This is a genomic window from Lactobacillus delbrueckii subsp. jakobsenii ZN7a-9 = DSM 26046 (genome assembly GCF_001888925.1).
Classification (GTDB): Bacteria; Bacillota; Bacilli; order Lactobacillales; family Lactobacillaceae; genus Lactobacillus; species Lactobacillus delbrueckii.
This window is the reverse complement of record NZ_CP018218.1, coordinates 794,404-807,244: the sequence shown is the minus strand read 5'-3', so window position 1 is coordinate 807,244 and position 12,841 is coordinate 794,404. Positions and strand designations below refer to the sequence as shown.

The 12,841-nt window shown below is 50.7% G+C and carries 13 protein-coding genes; 2 read left to right on the top strand and 11 right to left on the bottom strand.

Translation table 11 applies throughout. From position 1 onward, the window contains the following. Positions 1–64: 64 nt before the first annotated feature. The 10 genes from LJ046_RS04190 to LJ046_RS04145 all read right to left on the bottom strand — a co-directional run bounded on the left by LJ046_RS04190 (position 65) and on the right by LJ046_RS04145 (position 10,722). Positions 65–562, bottom strand: a complete 498-nt coding sequence (locus LJ046_RS04190; protein WP_002878005.1) for a hypothetical protein — start codon at positions 560–562, stop codon at positions 65–67. 144 nt (positions 563–706) lie between these two features. Then, the gene (locus tag LJ046_RS04185) at positions 707–1,624 is read right to left on the bottom strand and encodes an alpha/beta hydrolase family protein (RefSeq protein WP_002878006.1); all 918 of its coding nucleotides are present in this window, start codon (positions 1,622–1,624) and stop codon (positions 707–709) included. Further along, positions 1,621–3,018, bottom strand: coding sequence for a DUF2252 domain-containing protein (locus LJ046_RS04180; RefSeq protein ID WP_002878007.1), 1,398 nt, complete (start codon positions 3,016–3,018; stop codon positions 1,621–1,623). The genes LJ046_RS04185 and LJ046_RS04180 overlap by 4 nt, the downstream gene beginning before the upstream one ends. Positions 3,019–3,026: 8 nt before the next feature. Further along, a complete protein-coding gene (locus LJ046_RS04175; protein ID WP_002878008.1) occupies positions 3,027–5,192 on the bottom strand; it encodes an RNA degradosome polyphosphate kinase in 2,166 nt (721 codons plus the stop codon). Between the two features lie 3 nt (positions 5,193–5,195). Further along, positions 5,196–6,707 (bottom strand): HD domain-containing protein, encoded by a 1,512-nt coding sequence (locus LJ046_RS04170; RefSeq protein WP_002878009.1) that lies wholly within the window; start codon positions 6,705–6,707, stop codon positions 5,196–5,198. A 205-nt stretch (positions 6,708–6,912) separates the two neighbouring features. Then, the gene (locus tag LJ046_RS04165; RefSeq protein ID WP_035176516.1) at positions 6,913–7,758 is read right to left on the bottom strand and encodes a transporter substrate-binding domain-containing protein; all 846 of its coding nucleotides are present in this window, start codon (positions 7,756–7,758) and stop codon (positions 6,913–6,915) included. A gap of 41 nt (positions 7,759–7,799) precedes the next feature. Continuing rightward, positions 7,800–8,468, bottom strand: a complete 669-nt coding sequence (locus LJ046_RS04160; protein WP_002878011.1) for an amino acid ABC transporter permease — start codon at positions 8,466–8,468, stop codon at positions 7,800–7,802. An 11-nt stretch (positions 8,469–8,479) separates the two neighbouring features. Then, positions 8,480–9,121, bottom strand: coding sequence for an amino acid ABC transporter permease (locus tag LJ046_RS04155; RefSeq protein WP_002878013.1), 642 nt, complete (start codon positions 9,119–9,121; stop codon positions 8,480–8,482). Then, the gene (locus LJ046_RS04150; RefSeq protein ID WP_002878015.1) at positions 9,121–9,960 is read right to left on the bottom strand and encodes a transporter substrate-binding domain-containing protein; all 840 of its coding nucleotides are present in this window, start codon (positions 9,958–9,960) and stop codon (positions 9,121–9,123) included. The genes LJ046_RS04155 and LJ046_RS04150 overlap by 1 nt, the downstream gene beginning before the upstream one ends. Before the next feature lie 21 nt (positions 9,961–9,981). Continuing rightward, positions 9,982–10,722, bottom strand: a complete 741-nt coding sequence (locus LJ046_RS04145) for an amino acid ABC transporter ATP-binding protein (RefSeq protein ID WP_002878018.1) — start codon at positions 10,720–10,722, stop codon at positions 9,982–9,984. 543 nt (positions 10,723–11,265) lie between these two features. Between LJ046_RS04145 and udk (LJ046_RS04140) the strand changes: the two genes are divergently transcribed. After that, on the top strand, positions 11,266–11,922 hold the full coding sequence (gene udk / locus LJ046_RS04140) for a uridine kinase (RefSeq protein ID WP_002878021.1): 657 nt from the start codon (positions 11,266–11,268) through the stop codon (positions 11,920–11,922). After that, on the top strand, positions 11,922–12,548 hold the full coding sequence (udk, locus tag LJ046_RS04135) for a uridine kinase (RefSeq protein WP_002878025.1): 627 nt from the start codon (positions 11,922–11,924) through the stop codon (positions 12,546–12,548). The genes udk (LJ046_RS04140) and udk (LJ046_RS04135) overlap by 1 nt, the downstream gene beginning before the upstream one ends. A gap of 86 nt (positions 12,549–12,634) precedes the next feature. On the opposite strand, the gene LJ046_RS10580 is transcribed toward udk (LJ046_RS04135), so the two are convergent. Continuing rightward, positions 12,635–12,766, bottom strand: a complete 132-nt coding sequence (locus LJ046_RS10580) for a hypothetical protein (protein WP_002878029.1) — start codon at positions 12,764–12,766, stop codon at positions 12,635–12,637. Between the last annotated feature and the right edge of the window lie 75 nt (positions 12,767–12,841).

Genomic DNA, 12,841 nt, shown 5'->3' with positions numbered 1-12,841 from the left:
CATTTTCTCCTTAACTTTAATTCTAAGTCAATTATAACTATTCCCGTCCTTTTAAAAAAGCGCTTTAGCCGACCAACTGGTAGGCCGTCTTAAAGCGGCTGAGATTATAGCGGTCGTAAAGGTCGGCCAGGACAACGTTAAAGTTCTGGATCCTGGTATTTGGGTCTGGATTCTTGGAATCAAAACGTTCTGCCAAAGAAGCTAAGGCCTGGCTTCTGACAGCCTCGTAGTCGCTCAGCTGATCCACCCGCCCCCGCAAGTCCCGGCAAAGAGCGCTGAGGGTGAAGTCTGACTCCGCCGCTAAAAAGTTCAGCTGGCTGTCAAAGACTAACTTGTAACGGTAAGCCTTCCGGTCCGGGAAGTCCTGGGAGTTGAACAAATCCAGGTACAAAACCAGTTTCTGCTTTTCCAGGCTGGCCAGGTCCTTACCTTGACTGAGGCACTTAAACTTCAGAAAGTTGACAAAATAGTCGTAAAAGTCCCCGTAAAAATCTTCCTCAAAGCGTTCGATGCTTGGGTCTTCTGCCAGCAGCTGCTTTGCCAGCACTTCTTCAATCTTCATTTCATGCTCCTCGTCTATTTTTCTCTTCTTCCTATTGCGTTTATAGTCGTCTAAGAAAATTATACCTGGGCTGCTGCTTGAAATGTAGTTCGAATTTCTTAACAAAAAAACGCGTCAACTGACGCGTCTTTTTGAACAACTGTCTTATTGTTCTTTACCATCTTTTGCATTTTTGTCTCGGTCATTGAAATCTTGCAAAAAGCTGTGGTTAAACAATTCTCCTCTGATTTGTTCGGCCCGCTGGTCAGACTCCTTTTGCCAGTCAGCCTGCAGATTCCGGCGATACCTCAAGTAATTGGCCATCCGCCCGGTCCGGCTCAAAAAAGCCTGCTGCATTTTGCTGGAGTCCAGAAAACGCTGGTCCACTTCTTTTTCCAGCAAATTCCCGTTTCCATCAAAGCGGTAGCCGCCCCACATGTGCTGCTTGACCGGGTTCATGGGCAGGCTGTCGACATAGTGCAGCTTGCCCACCATCCGCTTGCTGGCCGTAAAGCCCAAAGTCACCGGGTCATAGATATCAACATAAGTATTGATTCTGCCCCGCAGCTGGGCCAGCAGCTGCCGCTCTTTATGAGTCAAAAGGCGCCAGATATTGGTGCCCTCATAGAGATAAGCAGCAGCAATCTGATCTGGAAAGCGGCAATTAGCCAGAGCGTATTCAGCATTGATCGCCCCTAGGGAATGCCCGTAGATGTAAAAATGGCCATCCGGGAATTCCTCCAGCCAGCGGTTAAGATAGCGGCTGGCCGTAACCAAGGCGCTGGGCACCTGCCTTTGATTAGTCAGCATGGCCAGAAAAATCGGCCAGTTGGTGTTCAGCCACTCGTCCCGCCAGGTTGTCGCGTTGCCCTTCTTAAAGCCATAAGAGCCCTTGAACAAGACTGTAATCTCATTGTTGTTTTCGATCAAAAAAGCCTGCATTCCGTCCTTGGCGTAAACGTCCCGGGTCAATTGCCCGATCTTTTTGCCGGCGACTACAACTGTCTCGCCCACATTCAACGCCTCATAAGACAGCTTGGTCAGTTCCACCCGGTCCAGGTCGGTCAATTCTTCATTGATCATTCTTCATCTTCCTCGCCTTGCAGGTATTTGGCAAAGCGGGCATAGTCGGCTTCCATCTGGTCGGCATACTTGACGGCCCAATGAGCCAGGCCCGTGTCCAGCTCTTTTTGCTTGTGGACATAGCCGTAAATCATCGGCGCTGTCGGGCTTTGGTAGTGGGCAATGGCCAAAATGAAGGCACACATGTTGCAGTAGGCAGAGAAGCTTTCCTGGTCCAGATTGAGCGGGTCAATCGAGTCCTTCATGTCCCGGAACTGCCGGACGTAAAAGCTTCTGCCGCCAGCTTCCATGGCCCCTAAGAAAGGATCATGGTAGGTCTGCAAAACCCGCTGGGCGGTAATGATCCGCTTGCCTTCCCCCTTGCCTTGGGCCTGGCTTTCCTCAACCGTCAAAGCAGACAAGTTGTAGCGAAGCGGCAATGCCTCCTTGATCTGCAAGACCAGGTGGCTGCCGTCCTTGCCAGTGAGCAGGGCCAGATAGCAGCGGGTTCCCCAGCTGCCGACGCCCACGCTGTAGCGAATGATGTCGGTCACTTCATAATTGATCAAAAGGACCCGGATGTCGTCAGTTACGCTCTTCTGGTAATCTTCCAGGCCTGCCATAAGCTCGGCATAAACATTCTGGGAAACACGCCGGGCCCGGGGCGGGTTTTCCTTAAAGCGCAAGCGCCCGTCTTCGGTCTTTTCCGTAAACTTCTTGACCACGGCATCAGAATTGTTCTTCGGTGCCCGGTCCGCTACCTTCAAGAGAACCCGCTTCATTTGCTCATTGTCCGTCATTTGACCTAAAAGGTCATCAACGCTATAAGACAAATTAAAGCGCTCAAGCAGGGGCAAGGAATTGGCGTACTTGATTCCCCGCCGGTAAGAGTGGACGCTTTCTGCCAAAATCCCGTCCAGCTGCTCTTTAGGATAGCCATTGATCCGGCCGGTCAAAACCACGCTGGTCAAAAGGCGCTTAAGGTCAAATTCCCAGTTGCCAATCCGGGCCTCGTCAAAATCGTTCAAGCCAAACAAAAGCTGGCGCTCCGGGGAAGCGAAGAAGCCGAAATTGGTTAGGTGGGAGTCCCCGCAAATGATTACCGGGATATGGGACTGGCCGTCTGGAAACTGGCGCAGGTCCTTTTCCATGATTCCGGCCGTGGCCCGGAAGTAGGAAAAGGGATTCTGCATCATCCGCTTGTGCCGCATCCCCAAAAGCTCGGGAATCATTTTCTCCTCAGTCAGCTTGATCAATTGAAACACGTCCCGCTTGACCGGGTTGAAAGTGCTGATCGCCGCAATTGGATGTTCCTTACGGCGGCCTTCTCCCTGCTTGATCATTTCTTCCTGGCTGTCACCGATAAACATTTGATCGATTTTAAAAGTTTCGATTTCGTGGCGGTCTTTTTCCATCTTCCAGCCTACTTTTCGTCGTCTTCCAATTCGCTTTCCTGCGGCTTCATAGCTTCAAAAGCGTCCTTCTTCTTCGCCTTCTCTTCTTCTTCCTCTTCTTTAACGATCCGAACCTTTTCCTCAGCTTCAGCGATGAAGTATTCCTGGCTGTTGAATGGGGTCTGTCCCCGCCGGTCAGCATGCACCCATTCGGTCTTGTGCAGGATTCGGGCCTGGACATTGTCCTGCCACATCTTGGCAAAAATATCCAAAACTCTTTCCCGCAAGTCTTCTTGCAAAACCGGGAAGAGGGTTTCCACCCGCCGGTCCAAGTTCCGCCGCATCATGTCGGCGCTGGCCAGGTAAACGTCTTCCTTGCCGTCATTGTAGAAGTAGTAGATCCGGCTGTGTTCCAGGAAGCGGCCGACGATTGAGTGTACTTCGATATTGTCGCTGACGCCTGGGATTTCCGTCTTCAAGCAACAGATCCCCCGGACGATCAAGTGGATCTTAACCCCGGCCGCGGAAGCTTCATAGAGCTTGGCGATCACGTCCGGGTCAGACAGGGAGTTCATCTTCATGTGGATCTCAGCATGCCGGCCAGCCTTGGCAATGGCAATTTCGTTGTTGATCTTTTCATAGATGAACTGGCGGATCAATTTTGGTGAAATCCGCAGCTCGCTGAAGTAAGGCGGCTTGGAGTAGCCGGACAGCATGTTGAAGAGATTAGTCACGTCAACGCCCAGATCCCGGTCGCAGGTAAAGAGGCCTAAGTCAGTGTAGAAGTGGGCGGTAACGTCATTGTAGTTACCAGTCCCCAGGTGCAGGTAGCGGCGGATTCCGTCTTCATCGCGGCGGATAACCAGGGTTACCTTGGTGTGGGTCTTCAAGCCCACCAGCCCGTAGATAACATGGCAGCCCATCTGTTCCAGGGTTCTGGCCCAGTGAACGTTGTTTGATTCGTCAAAGCGGGCCTTGACTTCCACCAGAACCGTCACCTGCTTGCCAGCTTTAGCCGCCTGGCCCAGGTACTTGATGATCGGGGAGTTGCCGGAAACCCGGTACAAGGTCATCTTGATAGCCAGAACATCTGGGTCTTTGGCGGCCTGCTTGACGAAGTTCAAAACAGCGTCAAAGCTGTCATATGGGTGCTGCACCAGGTAGTCCTTTTCCCGGATTGAGTCAAAAATATTGTGGTCACTTCTTAAAGCCGGGTCAACAAAGGCCTGCATTGGCTTGTAGCGGAGGTCTTCATGTCCTTCCACCATCCCTGGCAGCTTCTTGAGGAAGGTCAAGTCGATTGGACCGTTGATGCTGAAGACGCTACCTTCATCGACGTTCAGTCGCTTTATCAAGTGCTTGAGCAGCTTGGTGTTCATGCTGCTTTCCACTTCCAGCCGGGTCACGTGCCCGTGTTCCCGGTCTTCCAGCTGCTTTTTAACCGCCAAAAGGAAGTCGGAAGTGTCGCTTTCAGAAACGTCCAAATCCATGTCCCGGATTACCCGGTAGCAGGCTGCCTGGCGGATTTCGTAGCCATCAAAGAGGCGGTAGGCAAAGACCTTGATAATGTCTTCCAGCATGATGAAGTCATTATCGCCATCTGGCAATTTAACCAGGCGCGGGAAGATGTTCGGCACTCTGACCGTGGCAAACTTGTGCTCACCGCTTTCCCGGTCCTTAAGGCGCAAGGCGATGTTCAAGGAGTCGTTGTTGATGAACGGGAATGGCCGGGACTGGTCGTCAGCCATCGGGGTCAAAACCGGGTAGAGTTCGTTAGAGAAGTAGCGGCGGATGTATTCTTCCTGGTCTTCAGACAGTTCGTCACTTTCCAAAATGTTGATCCCGTTCTTGCGCAAAAGCGGCAGCAATGACCGGGAGTAAGTTGAGTAGCGCTTTTCAACCACTTCGTGTTCCTTATGGTTGATGGCCGTCAATTGTTCAAGTGGCGTAAGGCCACTGGCATCGTGGCTTTTGACCCCGGCGGCTACCAGCTTGCTCAAGGAAGCCACCCGGACCATGTAGAATTCGTCAACGTTGGACTGGGTGATCCCCAGGAAGTTGGCTCTTTCCAAAAGCGGCTCATCCGGGTTTCTGGCTTCGTCCAGGCAGCGGTCATTGAAGTCCAGCCAGCTTAGTTCCCGGTTGGCGTAATAACTAGGATCGGTAAACTTTTTTTTGTTCTTAGTATTTGTCATTTTTTACTTTCCCCTCTTCTGCTTCATGGCAATCTTCATGCCGAAGACGGCTTCAGCCAAATTGACATTCTTTTCAAAAACCCAGCGTTCCAAGGTCAGGTCCCGCTTGCTGGTCACCGTGATCAGCATTTTCTCATCCTTGATGGAAACCACGATCTTGCTGATCTTCTGCTTGCGGGAAGCATCCAGGCTGTTGGCCAGGCGCAGGATGGCAGCCAACTTAGCTACCCGGACCTGCAGGGCCGGGTCAAGGTGGCGATATTCACGTTCATCAGCGTTCAAGTTGGTGATGTCCTGGTGCTTCAAAATGCTCAAGAGCATTTCGTTTTCCCGGTCAGACAGGCCGATGATCTGGTTGGCCCCCACGATGTAGGCAGCGTGCTCGTAGTGGTTGTGGAAATTGACGAAGTTGCCGATGTCGTGCAGGCGGGCCGCGATTTCCAGTAATTGCCGGTCGCGGCGGTCAACCATGCCGGCATGGGCCAGGCGGTCAAAAATATGCAGGGCAAACTTGTTGGACAGGTTGATGTGCTGGCCGCCTGATTCGTAGCGGCAGGCAATATTTTTGGTCGCCGTCAAAACGATGGTTGAGTATTCATCTGGCCGGTACTTCAATCTGGCGGCTTCCTGGATCATCAAACCGGTGATGGCTGAAGACTGGGTCAAAGTCATCGTGTGCGGCTTGATAATCTTAACCAGCTGGTTGATCAAAACAATGGTCGGCTTCATCCGGGCCAAAGAGTCGGTATCCAGCTCGTATTTTTCCATAAGGTACTGGTCCGGGGCTTCTCTGAAGTCAGAGTAAACGCCGGCAAACTCCTTGAGGTCGATGACCCGGTCCTTTTCTTGGGGCCGCAGGCTCTGCTCGCCTCGGCCGGAGACGTGCTGGATGATGATCTGGGCCTTGCCGGTCGGCTTCTCAATGGTCTTGAAGCTGACCAGCTTGCGGGAGATGTAGTCGCCGATGATGTCGATCGGGTCACTTGGCGTGTCCCGAGTCATAGCGGCCATTTCTTCAATTTCTTCCGGGCCCAGGGCAAAGTTCCAGGTTGACAGGTAGTGCTGGCCCTTGAACAAGGTGAGGTTGAGCATGGCACTGCCCATGCTGAGCAGGTAAGTAAATTCATCATCCGCCAGTTCTGAGAACTGCGGCAGGGCCATTCCGGCAATGATCTTGTAGTAGGCGATCTGGGCCCCGTTCAGCCATTCGATTTCCAGGCCGGTTCTGACCTTGATCTGGTCAGCCAGGTAGCGGGCAGAAATCTTGTCCAAAAGCTGCCGGTTACCGTAAACCTTGTAGTTGTCGATCCCGTATTCCGCGATTTTTCGCTTGAAGCCGATCAAGGCATCAGTCAAGCGGGGCAGTTCGTTTTCATAAACTTCAAACTTTTTCCCCCCTTGGACGAACTGGGCCGAACTCAACTGTTCAATGATGGCCAGTTTCTTCAAGTCAACGATGAACAGGCGCGCCTGGTATGATGATATGTAAATTAGACCAAATTGTCTTTTACTCATATGTCTCTCCTCTGGTTGCTTTCGAATAATTTCAAATTAGCTTAAAAGCTCAGCTGTAAGCGCTAAGTTACCTATTTCAATTGTACAAAAAATCTGCCCCTTCGGCTTCTTTTTCCAGGCAAAAATCTATTTTTTAACATAATTTTAACTGGAACTAAAAAAGCAGCGGGTTCAAAGTCGAACACACTGCTTAAGTTGGTAAAAATTATTTGCTTGCCTTCAAGCGGGAAGAGGACTTGATGTTGAAGCCAGGCACGCCATTGAACCACTTCTTCATCAAGCGGGCGTAAGTCCCGTTCTTCCGGAGTACTTTCAAGGCCTGGTTGACCTCAGCCGTAAACTTGTCTTCCCCCTTCTTGATGCCGATCCCGTATGGTTCAACCGTAAAGGTATCAGGCAGCATCTTGAACTTGTCCTTGTCATCAGAAATCAAGCCGGCCAAAACGGCGTTGTCGCTGACCATCGCGTTGGCCTTGCCGGACTTTAAGGCATTGTAGCAAGAACCATAGTCATCATAGAAAATGACCCGGGCCTTCGGAGCGTACTTGTGAACGTCGCTGTCAGCGGTCGACCCCTTAACGGCGGCAATGGAGTACTTGGAGTTGTTGAAATCCTTGATGGAGTTCAGCTTGCTCTTTTTCGGCACGATCAAGGTTTCCCCAGCCATAAAGTAAGTGTCGGAAAAATTGATGATCTTGCGCCGATCGGGTGTGTTGGTCATGGTAGCCATGACAGCATCGACGTTGCCGATCTTGAGATCCATGATCCGGGACTTTTCACTGATGTATTCAATTTTCATCTTGCCTTTAGGACCAAAGATCTGCTTGGTAATAGCCCGGGCCAAGTCGACTTCAAAGCCGGTGGCCTTGCCGCTGTCCACGTCCATCATGCTGAACAGGCGGGTGTCGGCCCGCATCCCCCAAGTGATGGTGTTTGTTTGCTTAACCCGGTCATAGGTGCTGCTAGATTGACTGTGTGAGCAAGAGGTAAAAACTAATGATAACAGCAAGACCGCCATAAAGGCGGTCAGCTCCCTCAGTTTACGTGCCATTTTCTCTCCTCGGCAATAAACGCGGTTTGGTTCCTTCGTGCTTAGTACTTGATGCGCTTGCTCAAGTAGTTGGCAAAGCTGGACAGGGCAAAGCATATGATAAAGTACATTACTGCCACGGCCAGGTACATCGGAATCATGTAATTGGTGTTTTGGTTGTAAATAATTTCAGCGTGGTAGAGCAGTTCCGGCAAAACGATGATCGTGGCCAGGGAAGTATCTTTGATCAAGGACACGAACTGGGACAAAAGGGCCGGAATCATTTTGGTCAGGGCCTGGGGCAAAACCACGTGGGTCATGGCCTGCATGTAGGTCATCCCGTTTGACCGGGCCCCTTCCATCTGGCCAGGGTCGACGGCCATGATCCCTGAGCGGACAACTTCCGCGATCATGGCTGATTCAAAGACCACCATGGCAATTACTGAAGCCTGGACGGCATCAACTCTGATCCCCATGACCGGCAGGCCAAAGTAGGAGAAGAAGATGATCAGCAAAAGCGGCAGGTTTCTGATGATGTCGATGATCACCCCGACCACTTTGGAAATCCGGGTGGTCTTGGCGTCGATTCTGGTAAAGCGGATCAGACCCAGGGCCAGGCCGATCACAAAGCTCAAGATGATTGAAATCACTGAAACTTCGATCGTGACCCAGAAACCCTGCAGCAAAAAGCGGAGGTTGATCCAGGATAATGCTTCTGTAAGATTTTCCATTTATGTGCCTCCTAAACGCCCTTCTTTTCCAGATACTGCATGTAGTAGCTGAGCGGCAGGGTCAAAGCCAGGTAGAACAGGCTGACCAAGACATAGCTTGGGATGGTCTGGAAAGTATTGGATGCCACGATGTCCCCTTGGTACATCAAGTCAAAGCCGGCTACGAAAGCCAGGATGCTGGAGTTCTTGATCAAGTTGACAAACTGGTTGCCCAATGGCGGAATCACGATTCTGAAGGCCTGGGGCAGGATAACGTAGCGCATAGCCTGCCAGTAGGTCATCCCGTTTGACCGGGCCCCTTCCATCTGGCCGGTCCCGACGGACTGGATCCCGGAGCGAACAGTTTCAGCGATAAAAGCTGATGAGTAAATGGACAAGCCGATTGTCCCTGCCTGAAAGCCAGTCAGCTTCAGCGGCGTGTAAGTTGGCAAAACCAGGTAAAAGACCATGGTGACAACCAGCAAGGGAATGTTCCGGAAGATTTCGACATAGACCTTGGCAACCGCGCGCCAGAACTTGTTAGGCACGGTTTCCAGGATGGCAAAGCCAGATCCGATGATCAAACTGAAAAACAAGGAAATCAGACTGCAGAGAATCGTATTCCAAAAACCGAGCAAAAAGGTGGACCAGTTTGCTCCAAGTAAACTCAACATTAATATTCAGCCTCCTTAACACTGAATCCTGGAATGTTGCCAAACCATTTCTTGACAAGCTTGTGGTAGCTGCCGTCTGCCTTAGCTTCCTTCAAAGCCTTGTTGATAGCTGCCAGCATCTTGGTCTGCCCCTTTTCAACAGCAATCCCGTAAGGTTCAACGGCAACTGTGCCGCCAACCAGGTGCAGGCTCTTGTGCTGCTCGGCAATCCCGGCCAAAATCCCGTTGTCAGTGGCGACCGCGTCCCCTTGCCCGGCTAAGAGGGCATTGGTGCAGGCACCGTAGTCATTGTACTGGCGGATCTTGGCCTTGGGGGCCAGGCGGGCAATATCGTCCGCAGCCGTTGTCCCCTTAACCACGATGGCCACCCGGCCCTTGTGGTTTAAGTCCTTGATCGACTTGATTGGACTGCTGGTTTTGGTCATGAGGGATGTCCCCGCCTTAAAGTAAGGAGTGGAGAAGTCAACCGACTTCTTTCTCTCATCCGTGATGGTCATGGTGGCCAGAACCGCGTCCAGGTTGTTGTTCTTAAGCTGCGGGATCTTGGTTTGGGCCGTAACTTCAATGAATTTTGCCTTGCCGTCCTTGCCCAGGATCTCCTTGGTCAAAATGCGGGCCAGGTCGATTTCAAAACCTTCCAGCTTGTTGGTCTTGACGCTCTTGATCCCAAACAAAGCCGTATCAAATTTGACGCCCCAAGTAATCGTCTTGCTGCTCTTGACGTGGTTGTAGACACGCACTGAGTTGTCACTTTCAACAGCACAGGCGGAAAGTGAAACAGTGGTCAGTAACAGAAAAAGCAGGGCGGCAACTTTGCGGAATAGTTTCGTGTGTCTCATGTAACCGCTACTTTCCTTTTATTAGTGGTAAATTACCTTGCTGAGGAATTCCTGAGCCCGCAGGTTGCGCGGGCGTTCAAAGAAGTCCTTCGGGTTGTGGGAGTCTTCCAAGACTTGCCCCTGGTCAAAGAAGATGACCCGGTCGCTCACTTCTCTGGCAAAGCCCATTTCGTGGGTCACGACCACCATGGTCATCCCTTCAGCGGCGATGGATTTCATGACGTCCAAAACGTCCTGGATCATTTCCGGGTCAAGGGCACTGGTTGGTTCGTCAAACAATAGCACCTTGGGCTTCATGGCCAAAGATCTCGCAATGGCCACCCGCTGCTTTTGCCCACCGGACAGCTGTCTTGGGTAGGAGTCTTCCTTGTCCAAAAGGCCAACTTGCTTGAGCAGCTTTTCAGCGATTTCCCGGTTTTCCTTTTCGTCCCGGTGCAAAACGATTCTTGGGGCCAGCATGACATTTTCCAGGACGGTGTGGTTTTCGTAGAGGTTAAAGTGCTGGAAAACCATGCCGACATTCCGTCGGATCTTGTTCAAGTCAGTCTTCTTGTCCCCCAGGTCATAGCCGTCCACTTCCAAGACGCCGGAAGAAATTCCTTCCAAGCCGTTCATGGTTCTTATCAAGGTACTCTTGCCCGCGCCAGAAGGGCCGATGATGGAAACGACTTCGCCTTCGTCAATGCTTAAGTTGATGTCTTTTAAGGCATGGTAGTCACCGTAGAACTTGTTGACTTTCTTGAATTCGATAATTGCTGCCATAGTGGTCCTCCTCGTTTTATTATTGCTTAATTAAATCACCGTTGGTTTGGCTCAGCTTTCTTGGCTTAAGCCGTATTGATCAAACAGGCGGCTCCTTTGGTAAAAGTTCGTTTATTTGCTCTGTTTTAGCAAAGCAGCCAGATCTTTCGGTCCTTTTTAAAAGCAGGAGCCGAATCATCTGAGATGTGAGCTTGCCCTTCTGCTTTCGTAAGCGGTTATTTTTATTTAAGCATGCTTAATTTTTGTTAAATTTACCAGAAAGTGGGCTTTCGTGCAAGTCTTTTGTCAGTTCCACTTCATCCCTTTAGCTTTTTTCAATAAAAAGCCGGGAAACTTGCTTACTTATCTTAATTTCTTTCCCAAATATTCTTAATTTAATTTTGCCTCTTCTTAGATATTATTAATTATATTAGATTTTGCCTAGTTTAGCAACAGCTGTTTCTACTTTAGAAACACGTAACCGCTTTAAAGCCCGTTTTTTCACAGTTTGACTAGACCCGGCCCCGGCTGGCCTCTATAATTAATAGCTAAAGGAGTTTTACAATGTCAAAAAAGCAACACCCCATCATTATTGGTATCGCCGGCGGCAGCGGGTCGGGGAAGACGACCATTGCCCACGAATTATATGACCAGTTCAAAAACGACCGGATCCGGATCATCACGGAAGACTCTTATTATAAGAACCACCCGGAAATGTCCATGGCTGAAAGAAATAAAATTAATTTCGACCATCCGGATGCTTTTGATACTGAGCTCTTGATCAGCCAGCTGCAGGACCTGCTGAATGGCAAAGCCATCGAGATGCCGATCTATGACTTCACCACCCACCTGCGCAGCCCGGAAACGGTCCACGTTGAGCCAGCTGATATCATCATCCTGGAAGGGATCCTGGTTCTGGCCTCGGAAGAATTACGGAACTTGATGGACATCAAGATCTTCGTCGACACTGACGACGACATCCGCTTGATCCGCCGCCAGCACCGGGACATGGCTGAACGGGGCCGGTCCTTTGACTCAATCATCGACCAGTACTTGGCCACGGTTAAGCCAAGCTACCACCAGTTTGTTGAGCCAAGCAAGCGCTACGCCAACATCATCGTGCCAGAAGGCGGGGCCAACGATGTCGCTTTGGACATGCTGACCACGAAAGTCCGCGACATCCTCCGCCGCAATGATTTAGCGGAAAAAGAGGCAGAATAATGGCTAAGCAGAAACCACTCGTCATTGGGATTGCCGGGGGGTCAGGCTCAGGCAAGACGACAGTCTCCAAGGAAATCAGCAAGCGCCTGCCAGCTGACCGGGTGCTAATTCTGACTGAAGATGCCTACTACAACGACAATTCAGCCCTCAGCATGGATGAACGCAAGAAGATCAACTACGACCATCCCAATGCTTACGACACTGACCTCTTGATTGAGCAGCTGCAAGACCTGCTGGATGGCAAGGCAATTGAAATGCCGACCTACAACTTCAACATCCTCTCCCGGGCCAAGGACACTATTCATGTTGAGCCAGCCGACATCATCATCCTGGAAGGGATCCTGGTTTTGGCTTCAGAAGAATTGCGGAAGTTCATGGACATCAAGCTTTTTGTCGACGCTGACGACGACATCCGCTTCATCCGCCGCTTGCAGCGGGACACCCAGGAACGGGGCCGGTCAATCGACTGGATCATCTCCCAGTACCTGGCTACGGTTAAACCAAGCTACAACCAGTTCGTTGAGCCAAGCAAGAAGTATGCCGACATAATCATCCCCCAGGGTGGGGGAAACCAAGTGGCCATCGACATGGTCTCCTCCAAGCTCTTGTCCATTATCAACGGCTAAGAGGAACAAAATAACCTCAATATTTTGAAGAAAACAAAAACGCGTGAACTTGCAAGTTCACGCGTTTTTTCTGGCAAATTTTGATTTTAGAGATTCAGGTAAGCAAAGGTATGCAGGCCAATCCAAGCAGTCAGCAACATCAAGGCCAGCAAGAGGCCAACCGTGCTCCAGTATGCCCGGTTCATCTTCTTTAGTCTGCTTAAAATTAAATGCGTCATTTTGCTCCCCCCTTGAAAGATAACTAACAATGTTTTTCATCATACAACTTTAAGGGGGGCTTGTCACGCATTTTT